At 60.2% G+C, this 25,630-nt stretch carries 17 protein-coding genes; 11 read left to right on the plus strand and 6 right to left on the minus strand.

Annotated elements, in window-relative coordinates; genetic code table 11:
- Positions 1-10 precede the first annotated feature (10 nt).
- Complete coding sequence (gene barA, locus ACJ8PN_RS12920) at positions 11-2,737, minus strand: two-component sensor histidine kinase BarA (protein ID WP_171453333.1); 2,727 nt, start codon at positions 2,735-2,737, stop codon at positions 11-13.
- Between the two features lie 66 nt (positions 2,738-2,803).
- On the opposite strand from barA, the gene rlmD reads away from it, so the two are divergent.
- The 8 genes from rlmD to ACJ8PN_RS12960 all read left to right on the plus strand — a co-directional run bounded on the left by rlmD (position 2,804) and on the right by ACJ8PN_RS12960 (position 13,775).
- Positions 2,804-4,153, plus strand: coding sequence for a 23S rRNA (uracil(1939)-C(5))-methyltransferase RlmD (rlmD, locus tag ACJ8PN_RS12925; RefSeq protein ID WP_351107327.1), 1,350 nt, complete (start codon positions 2,804-2,806; stop codon positions 4,151-4,153).
- 9 nt (positions 4,154-4,162) lie between these two features.
- A complete protein-coding gene (gene relA, locus ACJ8PN_RS12930) occupies positions 4,163-6,394 on the plus strand; it encodes a GTP diphosphokinase (RefSeq protein WP_004932686.1) in 2,232 nt (743 codons plus the stop codon).
- A gap of 103 nt (positions 6,395-6,497) precedes the next feature.
- Positions 6,498-7,292 carry a nucleoside triphosphate pyrophosphohydrolase gene (mazG, locus tag ACJ8PN_RS12935; protein ID WP_171453335.1) on the plus strand — a complete coding sequence of 265 codons (795 nt, stop codon included), beginning with the start codon at positions 6,498-6,500 and terminating at the stop codon, positions 7,290-7,292.
- 351 nt (positions 7,293-7,643) lie between these two features.
- Positions 7,644-9,281 (plus strand): glutamine hydrolyzing CTP synthase, encoded by a 1,638-nt coding sequence (gene pyrG / locus ACJ8PN_RS12940; protein WP_004932674.1) that lies wholly within the window; start codon positions 7,644-7,646, stop codon positions 9,279-9,281.
- An 81-nt stretch (positions 9,282-9,362) separates the two neighbouring features.
- Positions 9,363-10,658 carry a phosphopyruvate hydratase gene (gene eno / locus ACJ8PN_RS12945; RefSeq protein ID WP_004932670.1) on the plus strand — a complete coding sequence of 432 codons (1,296 nt, stop codon included), beginning with the start codon at positions 9,363-9,365 and terminating at the stop codon, positions 10,656-10,658.
- Positions 10,659-10,956: 298 nt separating this feature from the next.
- Positions 10,957-12,147, plus strand: a complete 1,191-nt coding sequence (locus ACJ8PN_RS12950) for an NAD(P)/FAD-dependent oxidoreductase (protein ID WP_171455021.1) — start codon at positions 10,957-10,959, stop codon at positions 12,145-12,147.
- Positions 12,144-12,548: a hypothetical protein gene (locus ACJ8PN_RS12955; protein ID WP_171453336.1), complete on the plus strand. Its 405-nt coding sequence runs from the start codon at positions 12,144-12,146 to the stop codon at positions 12,546-12,548. Before ACJ8PN_RS12950 ends, ACJ8PN_RS12955 begins: the two co-directional genes overlap by 4 nt.
- Positions 12,549-12,578: 30 nt before the next feature.
- Positions 12,579-13,775, plus strand: coding sequence for a methionine gamma-lyase (locus tag ACJ8PN_RS12960; RefSeq protein ID WP_171453337.1), 1,197 nt, complete (start codon positions 12,579-12,581; stop codon positions 13,773-13,775).
- Positions 13,776-13,811: 36 nt separating this feature from the next.
- Here the strand turns inward: ACJ8PN_RS12960 and ACJ8PN_RS12965 are convergent, their stop codons facing one another.
- The 4 genes from ACJ8PN_RS12965 to ACJ8PN_RS12980 all read right to left on the minus strand — a co-directional run bounded on the left by ACJ8PN_RS12965 (position 13,812) and on the right by ACJ8PN_RS12980 (position 20,248).
- Positions 13,812-15,206: an amino acid permease gene (locus tag ACJ8PN_RS12965; protein ID WP_015376675.1), complete on the minus strand. Its 1,395-nt coding sequence runs from the start codon at positions 15,204-15,206 to the stop codon at positions 13,812-13,814.
- Positions 15,207-15,308: 102 nt separating this feature from the next.
- Positions 15,309-16,844, minus strand: coding sequence for a histidine ammonia-lyase (gene hutH, locus ACJ8PN_RS12970; RefSeq protein ID WP_351107318.1), 1,536 nt, complete (start codon positions 16,842-16,844; stop codon positions 15,309-15,311).
- Positions 16,841-18,532 (minus strand): urocanate hydratase, encoded by a 1,692-nt coding sequence (gene hutU, locus ACJ8PN_RS12975; protein ID WP_442534992.1) that lies wholly within the window; start codon positions 18,530-18,532, stop codon positions 16,841-16,843. Before hutU ends, hutH begins: the two co-directional genes overlap by 4 nt.
- A 375-nt stretch (positions 18,533-18,907) precedes the next feature.
- Entirely contained in the window at positions 18,908-20,248 is a 1,341-nt protein-coding gene (locus ACJ8PN_RS12980) for an MFS transporter (RefSeq protein ID WP_015376678.1), read from the minus strand.
- Positions 20,249-20,575: 327 nt separating this feature from the next.
- Between ACJ8PN_RS12980 and queE the strand changes: the two genes are divergently transcribed.
- Positions 20,576-21,247, plus strand: coding sequence for a 7-carboxy-7-deazaguanine synthase QueE (gene queE, locus ACJ8PN_RS12985; protein ID WP_004932641.1), 672 nt, complete (start codon positions 20,576-20,578; stop codon positions 21,245-21,247).
- Positions 21,248-21,277: 30 nt separating this feature from the next.
- On the opposite strand, the gene queD is transcribed toward queE, so the two are convergent.
- A complete protein-coding gene (queD, locus tag ACJ8PN_RS12990) occupies positions 21,278-21,637 on the minus strand; it encodes a 6-carboxytetrahydropterin synthase QueD (protein ID WP_004932638.1) in 360 nt (119 codons plus the stop codon).
- Positions 21,638-22,073: 436 nt separating this feature from the next.
- Between queD and cysJ the strand changes: the two genes are divergently transcribed.
- Both cysJ and cysI read left to right on the plus strand, forming a co-directional pair.
- Positions 22,074-23,873 (plus strand): NADPH-dependent assimilatory sulfite reductase flavoprotein subunit, encoded by a 1,800-nt coding sequence (cysJ, locus tag ACJ8PN_RS12995; RefSeq protein ID WP_351107315.1) that lies wholly within the window; start codon positions 22,074-22,076, stop codon positions 23,871-23,873.
- On the plus strand, positions 23,873-25,588 hold the full coding sequence (gene cysI / locus ACJ8PN_RS13000; protein ID WP_049188050.1) for an assimilatory sulfite reductase (NADPH) hemoprotein subunit: 1,716 nt from the start codon (positions 23,873-23,875) through the stop codon (positions 25,586-25,588). Before cysJ ends, cysI begins: the two co-directional genes overlap by 1 nt.
- Positions 25,589-25,630 lie beyond the last annotated feature (42 nt).

Here is a 25,630-nt window from a genome sequence, read left to right on the forward strand (position 1 = left end):
GCCTGAGGATTCAGGCCGGTTGCGCCAGATGCGCGCGCGCCGCGTGGATCACCAGTTCAATCTCATCCAACAGCTCCAGCCACTCCGGCTCCAGTTCGTCGTTGGTGATGCCCTGGCGCAGCTGCCGCTCGAGGTAGAAACACAGCTGCTTGAGGCGCGGCACGCCGCTGTAGCTGCAGCTGCCGTGCAGCTTATGGACCAGGTCGAGGATCTCGTCGTCGTGTTGCCCCTCGAGCAGCGCCTGCACCCGTTCGCGCACCTGCGGCAGGAAATCGAGCAGCATTTGCAGCAGATCGCGCGCCAGATCCGGCTTATTGGCCGCCTGACGCAGCGCCAGCGGCCAGTCGAGCGACAGCGGCGCGTCATCGGAGACGGCGTTTTCCATTTCGCCACTGTGATAGCGCGACAGCACGCGGGTCAGCATTTTCTCGTCGATCGGCTTGGCCAGGTAGTCGTCCATCCCCGCCTGCAGCAGATGCTCGCGTTCGCCGCTGGCGGCATGGGCAGTGACGGCGACGATCGGCGTGGAGTTGTGGTGCGGCAGTTGGCGGATCAGTTCGCTGGCGTGAATGCCGTCCATCTTCGGCATTTGAATGTCCATCAGGATCAGATCCAGCACGTTGTTGCGCGCCAGCGCCAGCGCCTCCTCGCCGCTCTCGCACAGCAGCGTTTTTTCCACCTGTTCGCCCAGCAGCGTGCCGATCAGCTTCAGGTTGGCCGGGTTGTCGTCGACCGCCATCACCGTCAGCGGCAGACGTTTACGCTCAGGCGGGGCGGCGAGCCGATCGGGCGCCTCCATTCTCAGCAGAGGGAACAGACGCGTGCTGGTGATCGGCTTGATCAGGCAGCCGAGCGCGCCTTGTTGTTTAAGCAGCTCGGCATCGATCTGCGCCTGGCACGGCAGCGCCAGAATGACCCTATCGGCCAGCTTCAGCGAGGCCAGCAATTTGTCCTGATGCTGCGCCATGTTGTCGCGGAACGGGATCGGCACGCCGGCCAGCAGGAAGTCATAGTGGCTTGGTGGCAGCTGGCCCAGCGTCGGCGAGTGGGTGATCACCAGCTGCGTGACGCTGAGCATGTTGAGCGTCGCCTGCGCCGCCGTCGGGTTGGACTCGATATAGGCCAGCGTTTTGCCGTTCAGATCCGGCAGGCTCGGCGCCAGCGACAGCATGCCCTCATTCAGATCCAGCGTGATATGGAACCAGAAGGTCGAACCGCGGTTCAACTGGCTGTGGAAGCAGATGTCGCCGCCCATTTCCTTCACCAGCTTTTGCGTGATCACCAACCCCAGCCCGGTGCCGCCGTGGCGGCGGGAGATGCTGGCGTCCGCCTGGCGGAATGCCTGGAACAGCTGCGACTGCTGGCGTTCGGAGATGCCGATGCCGGTATCGTGGATCTGCACTTCCACTTCTACCCGGCGCTCCAGCTGTTTGCGCAGCTCGACGCGAATGTCGATATTGCCGGTTTCGGTGAATTTGATGGCGTTGCCCAGCAGGTTGGTGATGATTTGCTGCAGGCGCAGCGAGTCGCCGATCACCTGCTCCGGCACGTCGTTGTGCACATCCAGCGTCAGCTCCAGGCCCTTGTCGTGGGCGCTGGGCGCCAGCAGCACCACCACTTCGTCCAGCGTTTCACGCAGGGCGAACGGAATATGCTCCAGCACCAGCTTGCCGGCCTCCAGCTTGGAGAAGTCCAGCACGTCGTTGATGATGGTCAGCAGGTTGTTGGCCGAGCGCTCAATGGTCTGCAAATAGTCGGTCTGGGTCGCGCTCAGATCGGTTTTCAGCATCTGGCGGGTGAAGCCGATCACACCGTTGAGCGGAGTACGCAGCTCGTGCGACATGTTGGCCAGAAATTCGGACTTGATGCGCGCCGCCTCCTGCGCACGTTTTTTCGCCAGATCCAGTTCGACGTTCTGGATCTCCATCTGCTCCAGCGTTTCGCGCAGGTCGGACGTGGCCTGATCGATGTTTTGCTGCATCTCTTCGTGATAAGCGGTGAGCGACATCGCCATCGAGTTGATGCCGTTTTTCAGCATGTGCAGCTCGCCGAGCATGTAGCCCTCCACGCGGCTGTCGAGCTGGCCGCGGCGGATGCGGTCGACGGTGTTCACCATATTGCGGATCGGGCCGGTCACGTCGCGCATCAGCCGGTAAGCGAACAGGATGGCGATACACATGCACAGCAGCAACAGCAGGGTAGAGACAAAGACCTCTTTATATTGCTGCAGCCGCACCGACTGCAGATCCAGCTCGATCGCCACATAGCCCAGGTTGTTGTCGGGATGGCTGCCGCCGTCGGCGGTTTCATCCGGATACTGGCTTTCCGACAGGATCGGCGTGCGCAGGATCAGCGAATCGCCGCGTCGGGTGAGCATCAGATCGGTGGGCAACGGCACGCCTTTCGGCAGCTGCAGCTGAGCGAAGTTGTGATGATAATTGGAGGTGACGAACAAATTGTTCTGCGCATCGAACACGGTGATCGAACGCACGATGTCCGAATGGCGGCGGTGCAACAGGCTGACCAACTGCCTGACCGATTCGCGGCTGCGGAACGTCATGCCGTACTCGCTGGCCACCGCCAGCGGCTCGATGATGCTGGCGCCGGCGTCGACCAGTTGTTCCTGCAGCTCGTTATAGCGGTGCACCACGAAGAAGGTGCTGAGCAGCAAACCAATCAGCAAGGTCGGTGCCAGAATCAGGATCATCATGCGCGCACGCAGGCTGTATTTGGTCATGGGATTCCAATGTGGGAGAATTGACAGCTGACACTAGCTTAATGAACCAGCACACAATCGACAAATATGGCGCAATTCTACTCTCCCAAACGCCGCGTGACGACCCGGCAGAGCTCACAAATCTTCACCGTGACGGTGAGCGATCTCGATCCTTTCGGCCAGGGCGTGGCGCGCCACGACGGCAAAGCGGTGTTCGTGCCGGGCGTATTGCCGGGCGAGCAGGCGGAAATCCAGCTGACCGAAGACAAGCGTCAGTTCGCCAAAGGCAAGCTCAAACGCCTGCTGAGCCGCAGCCCGCAGCGGGTAGAACCGCGCTGCCCGCATTTTGGCGTGTGCGGCGGCTGCCAGCAGCAACATGCGGATGAGGCACTGCAACAGCAGAGCAAGGCGGCGGCGCTGGTGCGCATGATCGCCCGCGAAACCGGAGTAACCCCGCAACAGGAACCGGTGATCGCCGGCCCGGAATACGGCTATCGCCGCCGCGCCCGCCTGAGCCTGGCATGGCAGCCGAAGCTGCAGCGCCTGATGATGGGCTTTCGGCAGGCGGCCTCCAGCGAGCTGGTGGCGGTGGAGCACTGCCCGGTGCTGCGGCCGGAGCTGGAGCAGCTGCTGGCGCCGGTGCGCGCCTGCCTGAGCGGGCTGCAGGCGGTGCGGCGGCTGGGGCATGTGGAGCTGGTGCTGGCGGATAACGGCCCGCTGCTGGTGCTGCGTCATCTCGACGCGCTGAAAGAGGCGGATCGGCAGGCGCTGTTGGCGTTTGGCGAGCGGGAAAAGGTCGCCGTTTATCTGGCGCCGGACAGCGAACGGGTGGAAAAACTGTGCGGTGAAACGCCGTATTATCAGGTTGACGGGCTACGCTTAGACTTCAGTCCGCGCGACTTTATTCAGGTCAATGACGTCGTAAACCAACAAATGGTGGCGCAGGCCCTTGAATGGCTCGACATTCAACCCAATGATCGGGTGCTGGACCTGTTCTGCGGCATGGGTAATTTCACCCTGCCGCTGGCGCGCCGCGCTGCCGCGGTGGTGGGCATCGAAGGTGTTGCCACGCTGGTAGCGAATGGGCAATATAATGCACATAAGAATAAGCTGAATAATGCGTCGTTCTTCCATGAGAATCTGGAGGATGACGTTGCGCGGCAACCTTGGGCAGCACAAGGGTTTGATAAGGTGATGCTGGATCCCGCCCGCGCCGGTGCGGCCGGGGTGATGTCACACATTGTAAAACTGGCGCCGGCGCGGGTGGTGTATGTTTCCTGTAACCCCACCACGCTGGCTCGCGACAGCAACGTGCTGTTGAACGCCGGTTATCGTCTTGCGCGCGTGCGGATGTTGGATATGTTTCCGCACACGGGGCATCTTGAATCAATGGCGCTGTTTATCAACGAGCGTGCGCCAGAGGTCGCTGCAAAGTAGGGAGAAGTTATGGTTGCGGTAAGAAGTGCACATCTGAATACGGCGGGTGAGTTCGCTCTCGATGAGTGGATCGCCGGCTTGGGGCTACCTAACCCGCAGTCATGTGAGCGATTGGCCGCAACCTGGCGTTATTGTGAGCAGCAGACCCAAAACCATCCTGACGCCTCGCTGCTGCTGTGGCGCGGCCTGGAGATGGTGGAAATTCTCTCGACGCTGAGCATGGACAATGACAGCATGCGCGCCGCGCTGCTGTTCCCGCTGGTGGACGCCGGCATCGTGCAGGAAGAGACCCTGACCGAAGCGTTCGGCAAGGGCATCGTCGCGCTGGTGCACGGCGTGCGTGACATGGATGCCATTCGCCAACTGAAAGCCACCCAAAACGATTCGATGGCCTCCGAACAGGTCGACAACGTGCGCCGCATGCTGTTGGCGATGGTGGAGGATTTCCGCTGCGTGGTCATCAAGCTGGCGGAGCGCATCGCCCACCTGCGTGAGGTGAAAGACGCGCCGGAAGACGAACGCGTGCTGGCGGCGAAAGAGTGTTCCAACATCTACGCCCCGCTGGCCAACCGGCTCGGCATCGGCCAACTGAAGTGGGAGCTGGAGGATTTCTGCTTCCGCTACCTGCATCCGGAAGAATATAAGCGCATCGCCAAGCTGTTGCATGAGCGCCGCATCGATCGCGAACAGTTCATCGACGATTTTGTCGCCGGGCTGCGCGCCGAGATGGCCAACGAAGGCATTCGGGTGGAGATCTACGGCCGGCCGAAACACATCTACAGCATCTGGCGCAAGATGCAGAAAAAACACCTGGCGTTCGACGAACTGTTCGACGTGCGTGCGGTGCGCATCGTGGCGGAGCGCCTGCAGGATTGCTACGCGGCGTTGGGCATCGTGCATACCCACTTCCGCCATTTGCCGGATGAGTTCGACGACTACGTCGCTAACCCGAAACCGAACGGCTACCAGTCGATCCACACCGTGGTGCTGGGGCCGCGCGGCAAAACCGTAGAGATTCAGATCCGCACGCGCCAAATGCATGAAGACGCCGAACTGGGCGTGGCCGCGCACTGGAAGTACAAAGAGGGCGCAGGCGTGACCGTGCGCTCCGGCTACGAAGAACGCATTGCCTGGCTGCGCAAGCTGATCGCCTGGCAGGAAGAAATGGCGGACTCCGGCGAGATGCTCGACGAAGTGCGCAGCCAGGTGTTCGACGATCGGGTCTATGTATTTACCCCGAAAGGCGACGTGGTGGATCTGCCGGCCGGCTCCACGCCGCTCGATTTCGCCTACCACATTCACAGCGACGTCGGTCACCGCTGTATCGGCGCCAAGATCGGCGGCCGCATCGTGCCGTTTACCTATCAGCTGAAGATGGGCGATCAGATTGAGATCATCACCCAGAAACAGCCGAACCCGAGCCGCGACTGGCTGAACCCAAACCTGGGGTATGTCACCACCAGCCGCGGGCGCTCGAAGATCCACAACTGGTTCCGCAAGCAGGATCGCGACAAGAACATTCTCGCCGGCCGCCAGATGCTGGACAACGAACTGGAACACCTCGGCATCAGCCTGAAAGAGGCCGAAAAGCTGCTGATCCCGCGCTACAACATGAACTCGCTGGACGAGGTATTGGCGGCGATCGGCGGCGGGGACATTCGCCTGAACCAGATGGTGAATTACCTGCAGGGTAAGTTCAACAAGCCGAGCGCCGAAGAGCAGGATCGCGAGGCGCTGCGCCAGCTGGTGCAGCAGAAAGCGCCGCCGCCGGCTCGCAACAAGGATAACGGCCGAGTGGTGGTGGAGGGCGTGGGCAACCTGATGCACCACATTGCCCGCTGCTGCCAGCCGATCCCGGGCGACGACATCGTCGGTTTTATCACCCAGGGGCGCGGTATCTCGATCCACCGTGCGGACTGCGATCAGCTGGTCGATTTGCAATCGCACGCGCCGGAGCGCATCGTCGATGCGGTATGGGGTGAAAGCTACTCCAGCGGTTATTCGCTGGTGGTGCGCGTGATGGCCAACGATCGCAGCGGGTTGCTGCGCGACATTACCACCATTTTGGCCAACGAAAAGGTCAACGTGCTGGGGGTTGCCAGTCGCAGCGACACCAAGAAGCAGTTGGCCACCATCGACATGGATATCGAAATCTACAACCAGCAGGTGCTGAGCCGGGTGCTGGCGAAGCTGAACCAGCTGCCGGACGTGATAGACGCCAAGCGTCTGCACGGCAACTAAGCCCACATCGCCTTTCGGGCCGTATCGATCGCGGATGCGGCCCGAAATCCATGAATTCGGCGGGCGCTCCCCTGCGCCCCCATGCTTTCTCAGAGATTTTTTTATGACCCAATCCACTCCGCTGCAGCGCCTGCTGAACATCATGAAAACGCTGCGCGATCCGCAGGTCGGTTGCTCGTGGGACCGCAAGCAAACTTTCGCCACCATCGCGCCCTACACGCTGGAAGAGACTTACGAAGTGCTGGACGCCATCGAGCGGCAGGACTACGCCGATCTGCGCGACGAACTGGGCGATTTGCTGTTCCAGGTGGTGTTCTACGCCCAGATGGGGCAGGAACAGGGGCTGTTCGATTTCGATGAGGTGTGCACCGCCATCAGCGATAAGCTGGAGCGCCGTCACCCGCACATCTTCGGCGACGCCGAGGGCGGAGACAGCGAAGCCGTGGCGGCGCGCTGGGAGCAACTGAAGGCCGGCGAGCGCGCCGAAAAAGCGCTGCACTCGGTGCTGGACGATATTCCGCAGGCGCTGCCGGCGTTGATGAAAGCGCACAAGATCCAGAAACGCTGTGCCTCGGTCGGCTTCGACTGGAATACCCTGGGCCCGGTGCTGGACAAAGTGTACGAAGAGATCGACGAAGTGATGCACGAAGCCCGCCAGGCGGTGGTCGACGAGAACAAGCTGGAAGAGGAGATCGGCGATCTGCTGTTCGCCACGGTGAACCTGTCGCGCCATCTGGGGCACAAGGCGGAGAACGCGCTGCAGGCGGCGAACCGCAAGTTCGAGCGCCGCTTCCGCCAGGTGGAAGCGATCGTCCAGCAACGCGGGCTGCGGCTTGAAGACGCCACGCTGGAGCAGATGGAAGACGCCTGGCAGCAGGTGAAACGCCGGGAAAGTTGAATCGCTGCGACGACAATGTTGATCGACGACAAGGTTCACGAAAGCTGAAACGGTTAAGCTTTCGGTCAGATCACAGGCGCATGGCTGCCGTCGGCAGCAAAAGGCCAACAAACTGAAATCTAAGGCGTTTTATCGCTCCTGAGGGGCGGTAAAAAGAAATTTTCTCCGCTAACTCTTTGTATTTCCTGGAGGGTTTGCGGGGCGCCGGCGGAGTAAACCCTGATGAACACGGGAGGGCGGCCGAGATGATGGACAGCAAAACGATCGTTTGTAGGTCAGGAGAGGTTCGGGTATACTACTTTCCCGTCCTGGTTCTTCCATCGTCTTTAAACCTAAACTCTCAGGTTCAGCATGACAACTAATTATATTTTTGTGACCGGCGGGGTCGTATCCTCTCTGGGTAAAGGCATTGCCGCAGCCTCTCTGGCGGCTATTCTTGAAGCCCGTGGCCTCAACGTTACCATCATGAAACTGGACCCGTACATCAACGTGGATCCGGGCACCATGAGCCCGATTCAGCATGGGGAAGTTTTCGTCACCGAAGACGGCGCAGAAACCGATCTGGATTTGGGTCACTACGAGCGCTTCATCCGCACCAAAATGTCGCGTCGCAACAACTTCACCACCGGCCGCATCTACTCCGACGTGCTGCGTAAAGAACGCCGCGGCGACTATCTGGGCGCGACCGTGCAGGTCATTCCGCACATCACCAACGCGATCAAAGAGCGCATCATCGAAGGCGGCGAAGGTCACGATGTGGTGCTGGTGGAGATCGGCGGCACCGTCGGCGATATCGAATCGCTGCCGTTCCTCGAAGCCATCCGTCAGATGGCGGTGGAAGTGGGCCGCGAGCACACGCTGTACATGCACCTGACGCTGGTGCCATACATGGCAGCGGCCGGCGAAGTGAAAACCAAGCCGACCCAGCATTCCGTAAAAGAGCTGCTTTCCATCGGTATCCAGCCTGATGTGCTGATTTGCCGTTCCGATCGCGCGGTTCCTGCTAACGAACGCGCTAAAATCGCGCTTTTCTGCAACGTGCCGGAAAAAGCGGTTATCTCTCTGAAAGACGTTGATTCTATTTATAAAATCCCAGGCCTATTGAAATCTCAGGGGCTGGACGATTATATTTGTAAACGATTCAGCCTGAACGCGCCGGAAGCCAACCTGGCCGAATGGGAACAGGTGATCTACGAAGAAGCCAATCCGGGCGGCGAAGTGACCATCGGTATGGTCGGCAAATACGTTGAGCTGCCGGACGCCTACAAGTCGGTGATTGAAGCGCTGAAGCACGGCGGGCTGAAAAACCGTCTGACCGTGAACATCAAGCTGATCGACTCGCAGGATGTGGAAACCCGCGGCGTGGAAGTGCTGAAAGGGCTGGACGCGATCCTGATCCCGGGCGGCTTTGGCTATCGCGGCGTGGAAGGCAAAGTGATGACCGCACGCTATGCGCGCGAGAACAACATTCCTTACCTGGGCATTTGCCTGGGCATGCAGGTGGCGTTGATGGAGTTCGCTCGCAACGTGGCCGGCATGGAAAACGCCAACTCCACCGAGTTTATGCCAGACTGTAAGTACCCGGTGGTGGCGTTGATTACCGAATGGCGCGATGAAGACGGCAACGTCGAAGTGCGCAGCGAAGAAAGCGATTTGGGCGGCACGATGCGCGTAGGTGGCCAACAGTGCAACCTGAGCGACAACAGCCTGGTGCGTCAGCTGTACGGCGAACCGACCATTGTCGAGCGTCACCGTCACCGTTACGAAGTTAACAACATGCTGTTGAAGCAGATCGAAGCCGCAGGGCTGCGTGTCGCCGGTCGTTCCGCCGACAACAAGCTGGTTGAGATCATTGAACTGCCGAATCACCCGTGGTTTGTAGCCTGCCAGTTCCACCCGGAATTTACGTCTACGCCGCGTGATGGGCATCCGTTGTTCGCCGGCTTCGTGAAAGCCGCAGGCGAGCATCAGAAGCGCCAGGTGAAATAACATATTTGGTAGGCGGCGCGCGGTGAGAACCGCGCGCTGTTTGTCTGGAGTTTTAGTTTAACTTGTACTGAGGAAAACCTAATGTCCAAAATCGTTAAAGTCATCGGTCGTGAAATCATCGACTCCCGCGGTAACCCGACTGTTGAAGCCGAAGTTCATCTGGAAGGCGGTTTCGTCGGCCTGGCTGCTGCGCCGTCAGGTGCTTCTACCGGTTCCCGCGAAGCGCTGGAACTGCGTGACGGTGACAAGTCTCGTTTCCTGGGTAAAGGCGTACTGAAAGCCGTTGCTGCAGTAAACGGTCCGATTGCTCAGGCAGTACTGGGTAAAGATGCCAAAGACCAGGCGAACATCGACAAGATCATGATCGAGCTGGACGGCACCGAGAACAAATCCAACTTCGGCGCCAACGCCATTCTGGCGGTTTCCCTGGCAGCAGCGAAAGCAGCCGCAGCCTCTAAAGGCATGCCGCTGTACGAGCACATCGCTGAACTGAACGGCACCCCAGGCAAATTCTCCATGCCACTGCCGATGATGAACATCATCAACGGCGGCGAGCACGCTGACAACAACGTCGACATTCAGGAATTCATGATTCAGCCGGTTGGCGCGAAAACCCTGAAAGAAGCGGTGCGTATCGGTTCCGAAGTGTTCCACCACCTGGCGAAAGTTCTGAAAGCCAAAGGCATGAACACCGCCGTGGGCGACGAAGGCGGCTACGCGCCAAACCTGGGTTCCAACGCCGAAGCGCTGGCGGTTATCGCTGAAGCGGTAAAAGCGGCGGGCTACGAGCTGGGCAAAGACGTCACTCTGGCGATGGACTGCGCGGCTTCCGAATTCTACAAAGACGGTAAATACGTGCTGGCCGGTGAAGGTAACAAAGCCTTCACTTCCGAAGAGTTCACTCACTTCCTGGAAGAGCTGACCAAACAGTACCCAATCGTGTCTATCGAAGACGGCCTGGATGAATCCGACTGGGCAGGCTTCGCTTACCAGACCAAAGTGCTGGGCGACAAAATCCAGCTGGTGGGCGACGATCTGTTCGTAACCAACACCAAGATCCTGAAAGAAGGCATCGAGAAAGGCATCGCTAACTCCATCCTGATCAAGTTCAACCAGATCGGTTCTCTGACCGAAACCCTGGCGGCTATCAAGATGGCGAAAGACGCCGGTTACACCGCGGTGATCTCTCACCGTTCCGGTGAAACCGAAGACGCGACCATCGCTGACCTGGCGGTAGGGACTGCGGCTGGCCAGATCAAAACCGGTTCCATGAGCCGTTCTGACCGCGTTGCCAAGTACAACCAACTGATCCGTATCGAAGAAGCGCTGGGTGACCGTGCGCCGTTCAACGGCCTGAAAGAAGTTAAAGGCCAATAAGTTCGACCGATTCGGTTGCTAAATAAAAACCCGCTGCGGCGGGTTTTTTTATGTTTTAAATTCGTGATGATTGTCAGTTTAATAATAAGTTTTTTATTGAAAGCGTGGTTTTGTTTAACCCGATAATTTCATTAAAGATAGTAAATACGTTTATTTTATATTCCCATTTTATTTGCTTTATAACTATTCGTTACTAGACTGCCAATAAGGCAGTATATTTTTCGCCGTTCTGCCGTGGACCTTCATCATCACCATACCTTAATACTGCCGGCTTGCTGGCCGGTTGAGCGAGGGCTTGATGCGACAGCGAATCATCATTGTCGGCGGCGGAACCGGCGGCACCATTCTGGCCAACTTATTGGCCGCAAAATTGCACCGGGAAATTATTAATAATAAAGTCGAGTTATTAATGATATCGGATTCACCGCTGCATTATTACAAACCGGCGTTTATGTATGTGGCGTTCAATGCTTTTTTCAAGCAAGATCTCACGCGCTCACAGCGGAGTTTATTGCGGCCCGAAATACAGTTTATTATTGATAAAGCGGAATCTTTCGATTTAAAACAGCGAAGTATAGCGACGCAAGGCGGTAAATTTTATTCCTATGATTTTCTGGTTTTCGCCACCGGCTGCGTCCCCTGGCCAGAGCGCATCGAAGGATTGGCGCAGGCGGGCGATCATTTTTACCAGTATCAGGCCGCCAGGCGGTTAGCGCATAAATTGGCGACGATCGAGAAAGGCCGCATTTTCATCACCGTGTCCTTCCCTGAAACGCCCAACGTGCCCCACCAGTGCGGCATCGCCCCGATCGAAACCACCCTGATGCTGGATGACTACCTGCGGCGGCGCGGCGTGCGCAAGGCGGTGGAGATTGTGTACACCTATCCGACCATTTCTCAACTCTTGCGTAACTGCCTGTTTTTACAGCGCCCGACCGGCGAAGCGCTGCCCGCCATTTTTACCGCACGTGACATTCTCCACCAGCGTGGGTTTACCCTCAGCCGGGTAGACCCCCAACGTAATATCGCCTATTCCGCTGAGGGGGAAGAGCAACCGTTCGACATTCTGATGGCAACGCCGCCGATTCGCGCAGTCGAGGCGGTGCGCAATACCGGGTTGAGCGAGAGTCAAAACGGTGAAGGCTGGCTGCCGACCGATCATCAAACGCTGCAGGTCTACGGCCAGCAGGGCGTGTATGTCATAGGTGATACCGTGGATTTGCCGGTCAGCAAGGCCGGCGGCTCTTGCCATAATCAGGCGCCGGTCATTGCCGACAACATCGTGGCGGAAATGCGGCTGGGCCAAACCGTGAGCCATTATGACGGCAAGGTGCAGGCGGTCGCGCAAATGGGGCTGAATGCCGGCATGCCGCTGGTGTACGACTACCGTCACGACGTGCTGCCGACGCCCGCCACCAAGGTGGGTGGCATGCTGCGCAATGGATTTAACCGTGGCCTTTACTGGGCCACGGTAAGGGGGCTGATATGATGGAAAGCACGGTGCATGCGGCTGACCTGCAATCATTGGCGGCATTGCTCGAGAAACTGCAGCCGCTACTGGCGGGCGGCCGGTTGGATAACGTGGTCGATCTGTTGTCGCTGTTGTCGGACGTGGTGGATATTGCCGACAACGCGCTGGTGGAGAAATTAGCCGGCGTCTTTGAAGGTTTGGTGACCCTCGGCTGGGAAGGCGGAACGGCGCTGCAGATGGCGCACAGCGAGCTGCAGTTGAATCCACCACCGGCCAGTTTTCGCGCGCTGTACGCCTTGCTGAAGCAGCCGGATACCCTGCTGGGGTTAACGTTGCTGCTGCGTACTTTACAAATCATCGGCCGGCGCACGCGAGACAGCGCGTTGCCGCCAGCCCTGCCAGATGAATCGTCGAATTAAGCTTCACCCACTCAGGTAAGGAGTTGTGTTATGTCCGCTACAGCAGTTGGCCACGACTTTGCCACCCGGGCTATTCATTACGGCTATGATCCTCAGCGGTATCAGGGGGCACTGTCTCCGCCGGTGTTTATGAGCTCTACGTTTGCTTTTCCCACGGCGGAATACGGCGGCGCCTGCTTTGCCGGCACCGAGCCGGGGTACTTTTATTCGCGCATCGCCAACCCGACGTTAAACCTGCTCGAGCAACGCATCGCCAACCTGGAGGAGGGGGAAGCTGCGGTGGCGTTCGCTTCCGGTATGGGAGCGATCACCGCGTGTTGTTGGACGCTGCTCAGACCGGGTGATGAGCTGATTGTCGACGAAACCGTCTATGGTTGCACCTTCAGCTACTTTCATCATGGTCTGGCGCGCTTTGGCGTCAAGATAACCCACGTTGATCTGACCCGGCCGGAGCGGCTGGCGGCAGCCATGGGGCCGCGTACCCGCCTGGTGTATTGCGAAACGCCGGCCAATCCCAATATGCGCTTGATCGATATCGCCGCCGTGGCGGAGATCGCCCATCGGCATCAGGCGCTGTTGCTGGTGGACAACACCTACTGTACGCCCTATCTGCAGCGGCCTTTGGCGTTAGGCGCCGATATCGTGGTGCACTCGGCGACCAAGTACCTCGGCGGGCACGGCGATCTCCTGGCCGGGATAGCGGTGACGCGTCAGGCGTTGGCCGAGGCGATCCGTCTGGAAGGGCTAAAGGACATGAATGGGGCGGTACTGTCGGCGCAGGATGCCGCGCTGGTGCTGCGCGGGATGAAAACCTTGCCGCTGCGCATGGATCGTCATTGCGATAACGCGCAGCGCCTGGCGGAGATGTTGGCGGAGCATCCGGCGGTCGAGCGGGTATATTACCCCGGCCTGGCGAACTTCCCGCAGCATGCGTTGGCGCAGCGGCAAATGGCGCGCCCCGGCGGCATGCTGGCGTTTGAGCTGCGGGGCGGCCTGCGTGCGGGCATTCGCTTCCTCAACGCGCTGCAGCTCATCTTGCGCGCGGTCAGCCTGGGCGATTGCGAAAGCCTGGCGCAACACCCGGCCAGCATGACGCACTCGGCCTACACGCCGGAAGAGCGGAAACGGCACCACATCAGCGAGGGGCTGGTGCGGCTGTCCGCCGGGCTGGAGGCGTTTGACGATCTGCAGGCGGATATCCTGCAGGCGCTGGCGCAGGCGCAATAAAAAACCCGCCGCAGCGGGTTTTAGCCGAAGCGAGCGTTACATCTGTTGCGTCGCTGTGGTCACCGGCGAACCGCCGCCTTTTTTGCGCACCCACAGCCAGTAAGCTGCGGTGAGGAACGCGATCCACACCAGCCCGACATACAGGGCGATGCGGCTCTCTTCGAAGTAGCCGAGCAGGCCGATGACGAACGCCATAAAGGCGGTCGCCAATGCCGGCGCCACCGGCCACCACGGCACCGGGAAGCTCAACTGACGGGTTTCTTCCGGCGACAGCGTGCGGCGCATGACGATCTGCGAAAGCAGGATCATCAGCCACACCCAGACGGTGGCGAAGGTAGCGATTGAGGCGATGATCATGAAAACCTTCTCCGGGATCAGGTAGTTGAGCACCACCGCCAGCAGCAGGGCGACCGACATCACCAGCACCGTCATCCACGGCACGCCGCTGGCGGTCAGTTTGGTGAAGCTGCGCGGCGCCTGGCCGTCCTGCGCCATGCCGTACATCATGCGGCCGGCGCCGAAGATGTCGCTGTTGATGGCCGAAATGGCGGCGGTGATCACCACCACGTTCAGCACGTTGGCGGCGGAGCTGATGCCGAGGTTGCTGAAGATCTCAACGAACGGGCTGCCGTTCTGGCCGATGCTGTTCCACGGATAGATCGCCATCAGCACCGTCAGCGTCAGCACGTAAAACAGCAGGATGCGCACCGGTACGGCGTTGATCGCCTTCGGCAGCACTTTGGCGGGGTCTTTCGCCTCGCTGGCGGTGATGCCGATGATCTCGATGCCGCCGAAGGCGAACATCACCACCGCCAGCGAAGCGACCACGCCGCCGATGCCGTTAGGCATAAAGCCGCCGTGCTGCCACAGGTTGCTGATGCCGGTGGCGTGCTGGGCTTGCCCGAAACCGAACAGCATGACCGCCGCACCGCCGACGATCATCGCCACGATGGCGGCGACCTTGACCAGCGACAGCCAAAACTCCAGCTCGCCGAAAACCTTGACGCTGCACAGGTTGAGCGCGCCGATAAACAGGATGATGCTGAGCACCCAGACCCACTGGGCGACGTCCGGGAACCACAGCCCCATATAGATGCCGAAGGCAGTGACGTCCGCCAGGGCGACGATCACCATTTCAAAGGTGTAGGTCCAGCCGGTAAGGAACCCGGCCAGCGGGCCGAGATAGTGGCTGGCGTAGTGGCCGAACGAGCCGGAAACCGGCTGGTGCACCGCCATTTCGCCCAGCGCGCGCATCACCATGAATACCGCCGCGCCGCCCACCAGGTAGGCCAGTAGCACCGCCGGGCCGGCCAGCTGGATGGCGCCGGCGGAGCCGTAGAACAGGCCGGTGCCGATCGCCGAGCCGAGAGCCATGAAACGGATATGCCGCGCGTTTAGTCCGCGTCTGAGTTGTGTCGTTTCGTTACGCATGTTGCTTCCCGTTAAGTGTTTGCCGAACAGGCACGCGCTGCCCGCGCCGGGTGGAACGCACCCGGCGGGGCAGAACAAACTGCGTGATTCAGTATGTGATGATTATGCCTGGCTAGGCAGCAGCGCCGCAGGCAGCAGCGATGTCAGGTGACCGGCCGCCAAGAGTTGGCTGGCGGCTTCAATGTCGGGGGCGAAGAAACGATCCTTGTCGTAGAAACTGACATGCTCGCGCAGCAGACGGCGCGCCTGCTCCAGACCTTCCGAGGTCTTCAGGCCGTTGCGGAAATCCAGGCCCTGGCAGGCGGCCAGCCACTCGACCGCCAGAATGCCGCGCACGTTGTCCGCCATGTTCCACAGGCGGCGGCCGGCGGCCGGCGCCATGGAAACGTGGTCCTCCTGGTTGGCGGAGGTCGGAATGCTGTCGACGCTTGATGGATGCGCCAGCGCTTTGTTTTCGCTGGCCAGCGCCGCGGCGGTGACCTGAGCGATCATGAAGCCGGAGTTCACGCCGCCGTTCTCCACCAGGAACGGTGGCAGCTGCGACATGTGTTTGTCCATCATCAGCGAGATGCGGCGCTCGGACAGCGAACCGATTTCGGCGAATGCCAGCGCCAGGTTATCGGCGGCCATCGCCACCGGTTCGGCGTGGAAGTTGCCGCCGGACAGCACGTCGCCCTGTTCGGCGAACACCAACGGGTTATCGGAGACGGCGTTGGCTTCGATCTCCAGCACCTCGGCGGCCTGACGGATCTGCGTCAGGCAGGCGCCCATCACCTGCGGCTGGCAGCGCAGGGAGTAAGGATCCTGCACTTTTTCACAGTTGCGGTGCGAGTCGGAGACTTCGCTGCGCGCGCCGAGCAGGTGGCGGTAGGCGAGGGCGGCGTCGATCTGGCCGCGCTGGCCGCGCACCTCGTGGATACGCGCATCGAACGGGCTGCGAGAGCCCAGCGCCGCTTCCACCGTCAGGCTGCCCGCCACGGTGGCGGCCGCGAACAGATCTTCGGCATCGAACAGGCCGCGCAGCGCGAAGGCGGCGGAGACCTGGGTGCCGTTCAGCAATGCCAGGCCCTCTTTCGCCGCCAGCGTCAGCGGTTTCAGGCCGGCTTTGGCCAGCGCTTCGGCCGCCGGCAGCCATTGGCCCTGATGGCGTGCCTTACCTTCGCCCAGCAGCACCAGGCTCATGTGTGCCAGCGGCGCCAGGTCGCCGGAGGCGCCGACGGAGCCTTTCAGCGGAATATGCGGATAGACTTCGGCGTTGACCAGCGCGATCAGCGCCTGGATAACTTCCAGGCGAATGCCGGAGAAGCCGCGCGACAGGCTGTTGATCTTCAGCACCATGATCAGGCGCACCAGGTTGTCGTCGGTCGGCTCGCCCACGCCGGCGGCGTGTGACAGCACGATCGAGCGCTGCAGATTTTCCAAATCGTCGCGGGCGATGCGCGTCGAAGCCAGCAGGCCAAATCCGGTGTTGATGCCGTATGTGGTGCGGTTTTCTTCAACGATGCGCTCTACGCAGGCCACGCTCTGCTGGATAGGGCCGTAGGCGTTGTCGTCCAGCGTCAGCGTCACCGGATGTTGATAGACGTCGCGTAGCTGAGCCAGCGTCAGTTTGCCCGGGCGAATAGTCAGCGCTTTCATGCTTTTTCTCCTTGGGTGGCGGCAACCATCGGCAGGTTCAGGCCTTGCTCGCGGGCGCAGTCGATAGCGATATCGTAACCGGCGTCGGCGTGACGCATGACCCCGGTAGCCGGGTCATTGTGCAGCACGCGGGCGATGCGCTCGGCGGCCTCATCGGTGCCGTCGCAGACGATCACCATGCCGGAGTGTTGGGAGAAGCCCATGCCGACGCCGCCGCCGTGGTGCAGGGAAACCCAGGTGGCGCCGCTGGCGGTGTTCAGCAGGGCGTTCAGCAGCGGCCAGTCGGAAACCGCATCGGAGCCGTCTTTCATCGCTTCGGTTTCACGGTTCGGGCTGGAAACGGAGCCGGAATCCAGGTGGTCGCGGCCGATGACGATCGGGGCGGACAGTTCACCGCGGCGCACCATCTCGTTGAACGCCAGGCCCAACTTGGCGCGCTGGCCGAGGCCAACCCAGCAGATGCGCGCCGGCAGGCCCTGGAAGCTGATGCGCTCGCGCGCCATGTCCAGCCAGCGGTGCAGGTGTTCGTCATCCGGGATCAGCTCTTTCACCATGGCGTCGGTTTTGTAGATGTCCTGCGGATCGCCGGACAGGGCCGCCCAGCGGAACGGCCCGATGCCGCGGCAGAACAGCGGACGGATGTAGGCCGGCACGAAGCCCGGGAAGTCGAAGGCGTTGTCGACGCCGGTTTCTTTCGCCATCTGGCGAATGTTGTTGCCGTAGTCGAAGGTCGGCACGCCCATCTGCTGGAACGCCAGCATGGCTTTAACGTGATCGGCCATCGACTGCTTGGCGGCGGCGACCACCTTGGCTGGCTCGGTCTGGGCGCGCTGGCGATACTCTTCCCAGCTCCAGCCCTTCGGCAGATAGCCGTTCAGCGGATCGTGGGCGCTGGTCTGATCGGTGACCATGTCCGGGCGCACGCCGCGGCGCACCAGCTCAGGCAGGATTTCCGCCGCGTTGCCGCACAGGGCGATGGAGATGGCTTTGCCTTCGGCGGTGTATTTTTTAATGCGGGCCAGCGCGTCGTCCAGATCTTTGGCCTGCTCATCGACGTAGCGGGTTTTCAGACGGAAATCGATGCGGCTCTGCTGACATTCGATGTTCAGCGAGCAGGCGCCCGCCAGCGTGGCGGCCAGTGGCTGCGCGCCGCCCATGCCGCCCAGACCGGCGGTCAGCACCCAGCGCCCCTGCAGGCTGCTGTCGTAGTGCTGGCGGCCCGCTTCGACGAAGGTCTCATAGGTGCCCTGAACGATGCCCTGGCTGCCGATGTAGATCCAGCTGCCGGCGGTCATCTGGCCGTACATGGCCAGGCCTTTGGCGTCCAGTTCGTTGAAGTGTTCCCAGGTCGCCCAGTGCGGCACCAGGTTGGAGTTGGCGATCAGCACGCGCGGCGCGTTGCTGTGGGTTTTGAATACGCCGACCGGCTTGCCGGACTGCACCAGCAGGGTTTCGTCTTCTTCCAGCGTTTTCAGGGTTTCGACGATCTTGTCGTAACAATCCCAGTCGCGCGCGGCGCGGCCGATGCCGCCGTACACCACCAGCTCATGTGGGTTCTCCGCAACTTCAGGATCGAGGTTGTTCATCAGCATGCGTAACGGCGCTTCGGTCAGCCAGCTTTTTGCGTTTAATTGTGTGCCGCGTGGCGCGCGTACATCGACATTGCGAACTTTGTTATTTGTAGTCACAGCAGTTTCCTCAAACAGTATCGGTGCAGATTCCATGCCGCGGTGGGGATGAGTACCACGGCATAACAATGCGTAGGGCTTATTAACATATACTTGTATGTACAAGCATATGCAACACTGACCAGTTGCCGCTGAAAAGTGGCATAAGAAAAAGTTATTTTCTTTTTATATCAGGTTGATATGCGATTTTTTTTCACCGGCTTCATGTGCGAAAAGCCGGAGAAAAGTGAGCTGTTCGGCAAAAATGAATTAAAATTGACTCATTTTTGGGCGGCTAGTCACAATATTTTTACAGACTGATTACAGTTGGCGGCGGAGGATAAACAAGCCCTATCACCGCGGTAAGAAAGCCCGCCGTGGGCGGGCTTGCCAGGCTCAGGCAGCCGGTTGCAGCATCGGCTTGCGGCTCATTTTGCACACCGTGGCGATGGCGGCGATCAGCGCCGGTACGCACAGGAACATCAGGATGCTCTGCACTTCCCACTGCATCGCCAGCAGTTGGGCACCCATCATGGTGCCGGCGACGCCGCCGAAGCGGCCGATGCCCTGCATCCAGGCAATGCCGGTGGCGCGGCTGTGGGTCGGGTAGAAGGTGGCCGCCAGCGTTTGCAGCCCGGACTGCGCGCCGTTCATGGTGACGCCCATCAGGAAGATGAAGGCGCCCAGCAGCACGATCTGCTTGTCTTCGGTGGCCATCGCCACGATCAGCAGGGCGGTGACGACAAAGCCGCTCGAGACCACCTTATGCGCATTCCAGCGATCCATCAGCCAGCCGGCCACCAGGATGCCCAGCGTGCCGCCGAAGGTGAACAGCGAGGTGAGCATCGCCGACTGTTCCAGCTGATAGCCCAGCCCCTGCATCAGGATTGGCATCCAGCTCAGCAACACGTAGTAGATCACCAGCCCCATGAAGTAGGTCACCCACAGCATCAGCGTGCCGAGCAGGTAAGGGCGGCTGAACAGCAGCCCGACGCTGGTCTTGGCCTGCGTCAGCTTCTCTTCATACAGGTAAAAACGCGTCACGCCGTCGAGGCTCTGGCTGACGAAGCGTTGCGCGATGCGTTTGATCTTCGCCGCATCCTGCCCGCGGTTGACCATATATTTGACCGATTCCGGCAGCAGCAGGATCAGCAACACCGTCAACGCCAGCGGCGCAATGGCGCCGAGCAACAGCACGCTGTGCCAGCCGTAGCTCGGGATCAGCCACGATGAAATGGCGCCGCCGCCGGCCGCGCCCAGCGGAAAGCCGCAATACATGGTATTGATCGCCAGCGAACGGCAGCGCTGCGGCGCGTATTCGGAGATCAGCGTGATAGCGTTGGGCATCGCCGCTCCCAGCCCGAGGCCGGTGAGGAAACGCCACAGCGTCAGGCTATTGAGCGAGCCGGCGTAGGCGGTGGCCAGGCTCGACAGGCCGAAGAACAGGCAGGAAAACACCAGCACGCGCTTGCGGCCGATGCGGTCGGAGATTGGCCCGGCGATCAGCGCGCCGAGCGACAGCCCCAGCAGCGCGGCGCTCAGCACCGGCCCCAGATCCTGCTTCACGATGCCCCAGTCTTTGGCGACCGAGGGGGCGATATAGCCCATGGCGGCGGTATCGAAACCGTCGATGGCGAGGATCAGGAATCCGAGAATGATCAGTGTCCAGTGAAACAGCGAAAACTTGCTGTCGTCGATGGCCTGTTGAATGTTTAACTCGCTGGTGGAATGAGTCATGGCACCCTCTAAACGCAGATGTAGTCGTGATGAATAGTACGTGGCCGAAACTGATGCTCGGCTTGTGTTTGCTTGTATATACATCTGCGCGTCAGCGCTTTATGTCAAATATAATTATCTTATTTGTTAACTTCGTGTTGTTTTCTGTGGAGCAGGTTGCACCGCGGATGAAAGGCCTAAGACCGGTTAACAAATTAAATGAACGCCCTTGGCGGTGAGATATGCTGGCGGCGGCGCGGAGGAAAAAATTTAATACAATTTTGGCCGTTTGGTCACCGGGCCGGAATCTGCGATAATCGTTTTTTACTTTTCCAGATTGAGAAACCGATGCAGTACCCGATCAACGAGATGTTCCAAACCTTGCAGGGCGAAGGCTTTTTCACCGGCGTGCCGGCCATTTTCATCCGCCTGCAGGGCTGCCCGGTAGGGTGCAGCTGGTGCGACACCAAACATACCTGGGAAAAGGAAGCCCATCGGGAAGTCGACCTGCAACGGATCTTGGTCAAAACAGAAGAGAGCGACGCCTGGGGCAATGCCAGCGCCGAGCAGCTGCTGGCGGTGATGCGTCAGCAAGGCTACACCGCGCGTCATGTGGTGATCACCGGCGGTGAACCCTGCATCTACGATCTGGCGCCGCTGACCGAGCTGTTCGAACAGCATGGCTACCGTTGCCAGATTGAAACCAGCGGCACCCACGAAATTCGCTGCTCCGCCAACACCTGGGTGACGGTTTCGCCGAAGGTGAATATGCGCGGCGGTATGAAGGTGCTGGATCAGGCGCTGCGGCGCGCCGACGAAGTGAAACATCCGGTGGCGCGCGAGCGCGATATCGAGGCGCTGGATGCGCTGCTGGCGACGTTGCAGGATGACAAGGCGCGCATTATCGCACTGCAGCCGATCAGCCAGAAAGAAGAGGCGACCCGTCTGTGTATTGAAACCTGTATCGCGCGCAATTGGCGGCTGTCGATGCAGACCCACAAGTATCTGAACATCGCCTAAAATCAGGGCGCCATTGCGGCGCCCTTTCTTTTAACCTTTATATACGCATCCCGCCGTACAGGTCTCTTTCACCATCACCGCCGTCAATTCCGGCAGTTGGGGCTTGAGCTGCTGCCAAATCCAGGCGGCGAGCACTTCGCTGGTGGGATTTTCCAATCCTGGAATATCGTTCAGATAATGGTGATCCAGCCGCTCCCAGATCGGGGAAAACACAGCCTTGAGCTCGGCGAAATCCATCACCCAACCGGTGTGGGGATCCACTTCACCGGTCACTTCCAGACGCACCATAAACGAATGTCCATGCAGACGGCCGCATTTGTGGCCCTCCGGCACATGCGGCAAACGGTGTGCGGCTTCAAACTGAAAATCTTTAAACAGCGTGGTTGCCATTATTACGGCCTCATTGACTCAAAAACCGCCGCATAGTACCGGAAAGCGCGTCTGCTTGCCATTTATACCGTTATGGTCTACCGCCACGGCCAACGCGCCCGTTTAACACTTTTTTTGTTTGGTGTTTGCGGCACCTATCGGCTGGGGTTATGAGCCGAAATGTTGAACGGTGAAAAAATGATGAAAAAAAGTGCTTTATTTTCATCTGGATAAAAAACTTTGTTTAACGGTTTAAGCGTTATCCCTTACCAGAAAAACAGCTTAGTCATTTTGGTTATGATTTATTGCTATCCCTTATTTAATCGTTGCTATTCTGCTCGGTAACCTTACAAACTCTCCTGATCTTTTCCGCACACCCGACGCAGCGAAGAGACAGCGACTGGCACTGGCGCGCGCCTGGCAGGAAAGGCGCTAAGTATAGGAAATAAGTACAGCAATGACGACTCAGGCTCCTCCAACATCTTTGCTCCCGCTGACGCCCGAACAGATGGCACGCCTGCAGGCGACGATCGGCGACTATTCGCCGACGCAGCTGGCGTGGCTGTCCGGCTATTTTTGGGGCATGGTCAATCAACAGCCAGGAGCCGTGGCCATTGCGCCCGCCGCCCCTGCCGCCGCCGGCATCACCATCATTTCCGCTTCGCAGACCGGCAATGCGCGCCGCCTGGCGGAGCAGCTGCGCGACGATTTGCTGGCCGCCAATCTGAGCGCCACGCTGATCAGCGCCGGCGATTACAAGTTCAAGCAAATAGCGCAAGAGCGCCTGCTGGTGATCGTCGCCTCCACGCAAGGGGAAGGTGAGCCGGCGGAAGAAGCGGTGGCGCTGCATAAATACCTGTTCTCGAAAAAGGCGCCGAAGCTGAGTGACACCGCGTTTGCGGTGTTCGGGCTGGGCGACACCTCTTATGAGAATTTCTGTCAGTCCGGTAAAGATTTCGACGCCAAGCTGGCCGAACTGGGCGCCGAGCGCCTGGTGGAGCGCGTGGATGCCGACGTGGAGTATCAGGAACTGGCCGCCGCCTGGCGCAAACAGGTGGTGTCGGTGCTGAAGGCGCGCGCGCCGGCGGAAAACGCCGCGCCGGGCGCGTTGGCCAGCGGCGCGGTCGACCTGATCGACAGCAGCCCGTACAGCAAGGAACAACCGCTCACCGCCCAACTGGCGGTCAAGCAGAAAATTACCGGCCGCGCGTCCGATAAAGACGTGCGCCATATCGAGATCGATCTGGGCGACTCCGGCCTGCGCTACCAGCCGGGCGATGCGCTCGGCGTATGGTTCGACAACGATCCGGCGCTGGTGGACGAACTGGTGCAGCTGTTGTGGCTGAAAGGCGACGAGCCGGTCGAGGTGGAAGGGCAGACCCTGCCGCTGGCGCAGGCGCTGCGCAGCCATTTCGAGCTGACGCAGAACACCACGCCGATCGTCGATAAATACGCCGCGCTGTCGCGCGACGAAACGCTGATCGGCCTGCTGGCGGATAAAGCCGCGCTGCAGCATTACGCGCACAACACGCCGATCGTCGACATGGTGCGCCAGGCGCCGGCGGATCTGAGCGCCGAACAGCTGGTCGGCCTGCTGCGCCCGCTGACGCCGCGCCTGTACTCCATCGCCTCTTCGCAGGCGGAGAACGAAAGCGAAGTCCACATCACCGTGGGCGTGGTGCGTTACGACATCGACGGGCGCGCCCGCAGCGGCGGCGCCTCCGGCTTCCTGGCGGATCGCCTGGAGGAAGACGGCGACGTGCGGGTGTTTATCGAACACAACGATAACTTCCGCCTGCCGGCCAACCCGGAAACGCCGGTGATCATGATCGGCCCGGGCACCGGCATTGCGCCGTTCCGCGCCTTTATGCAGCAGCGCGACGCCGACGGCGCCGGCGGCAAAAACTGGCTGTTCTTCGGCAACCCGCACTTTACCGAAGATTTCCTGTATCAGGTCGAATGGCAGCGCTATGTGAAAGACGGCCTGCTGACCCGCATCGATCTGGCCTGGTCCCGTGACCAGCAACATAAAATATACGTACAAGACAAACTGCGCGAACAGGGCGCGGAAGTGTGGCGCTGGATTCAGGAAGGCGCGCACATTTACGTCTGCGGCGATGCCAATCGCATGGCGAAAGACGTGGAAAACACATTACTGGAACTGGTGGCCGAGCACGGTGGCATGGATACCGAGCAGGCGGATGAATTTTTAAGTGAGCTGCGCCTTGAGCGCCGTTATCAGCGAGATGTTTACTGATGAGTGATAAACACCCCGGGCCTTTGGTAGTCGAAGGCAAACTGGCCGATGCGGAGCGCATGAAGAAGGAGAGTAACTTCCTGCGCGGCACCATCGCCGAAGATTTGAACGACGGCCTGACCGGCGGCTTCAACGGCGACAACTTCCTGCTGATCCGTTTTCACGGCATGTACCAGCAAGATGACCGCGATATTCGCGCCGAACGCGCCGAGCAGAAGCTGGAGCCGCGTCACGCCATGATGCTGCGCTGCCGCCTGCCGGGCGGCGTCATCAGCCCGCAGCAGTGGCTGGGCATCGACAAGTTCGCGCAGGAGAGCACGCTGTACGGCAGCATTCGTATCACCAACCGCCAGACGTTCCAGTTTCACGGCATTCTGAAAGGCAACGTCAAACCGGTGCACCAACTGCTGAACCGTCTGGGGCTGGACGCGCTGGCGACGGCCAACGACGTGAACCGCAACGTGCTGTGCACCTCCAACCCGGTGGAGTCCGAGCTGCATCAGGAAGCCTACGAGTGGGCGAAGAAGATCTCCGAACACCTGCTGCCGCGCACCCGCGCCTACGCAGAGGTGTGGCTGGATCAGGAGAAGGTGGCCACCACCGACGAAGAGCCTATTTTGGGATCGACCTACCTGCCGCGCAAATTCAAAACCACGGTGGTGATCCCGCCGCAAAATGACGTCGATCTGCACGCCAACGACATGAACTTCGTGGCGATCGCCGAAAACGGCAAGTTGGTGGGCTTTAACCTGCTGGTGGGCGGCGGGCTGTCCATTGAGCACGGCAACAAGAAAACCTACGCGCGCCAGGCCAGCGAGTTCGGCTACATTCCGCTCGAGCATACGCTGGCGGTGGCGGAAGCGGTGGTCACCACGCAGCGCGACTGGGGCAACCGCACCGATCGCAAGAACGCCAAAACCAAATACACGCTGGAGCGCGTCGGCGTGGACGTTTTCCGCGCCGAAGTGGAAAAGCGCGCCGGCATCACCTTCGCGCCGATCCGGCCGTATGAATTCACCGGCCGCGGCGATCGCATCGGTTGGGTGAAGGGCATCGACGATCAGTGGCATCTGACGCTGTTTATCGAGAACGGCCGCCTGCTGGACTATCCGGGGCGCCCGCTGAAGACCGGCATGGCGGAGATCGCCAAAATCCATAAAGGCGACTTCCGTCTGACGGCGAACCAAAACGTGATCATCGCCGGCGTGCCGGAAAGCGAGAAGGCGAAGATCGAAGCCCTGGCGCGCGATCATGGCCTGATCGACGACCAGATCAGCGAGCAACGCAAAAACTCGATGGCCTGCGTGTCGTTCCCGACCTGCCCGCTGGCGATGGCGGAGGCCGAGCGTTTCCTGCCGCAGTTCGTCACCAAGGTGGAAGGGATTATGCATCGGCATGGGGTGGGCGACGAGCATATCGTGCTGCGCATCACCGGCTGCCCGAACGGCTGTGGCCGCGCGCTACTGGCGGAGCTGGGGCTGGTGGGCAAGGCGGTCGGCCGCTATAACCTGCATTTGGGCGGCAACCGCGAAGGCACGCGCATTCCGCGCATGTACCGCGAGAACATCAACGAAGATGAGATCCTGAGCGAGATCGACCTGCTGGTGGGGCGCTGGGCGAAGGAGCGCAACGCTGGCGAAGGTTTCGGCGACTTCACCGTTCGCGCGGGCGTCGTCAAACCGGTGCTGGATCCGGCGCGAGATTTCTGGGAGTGAGGCCGGGCGGCCCCTGGGCAGAGGGGCCGCACAGATAATTTC

The organism is Serratia sp. CY76391, from assembly GCF_052166695.1.
Lineage (GTDB): Bacteria > Pseudomonadota > Gammaproteobacteria > Enterobacterales > Enterobacteriaceae > Serratia > Serratia nematodiphila.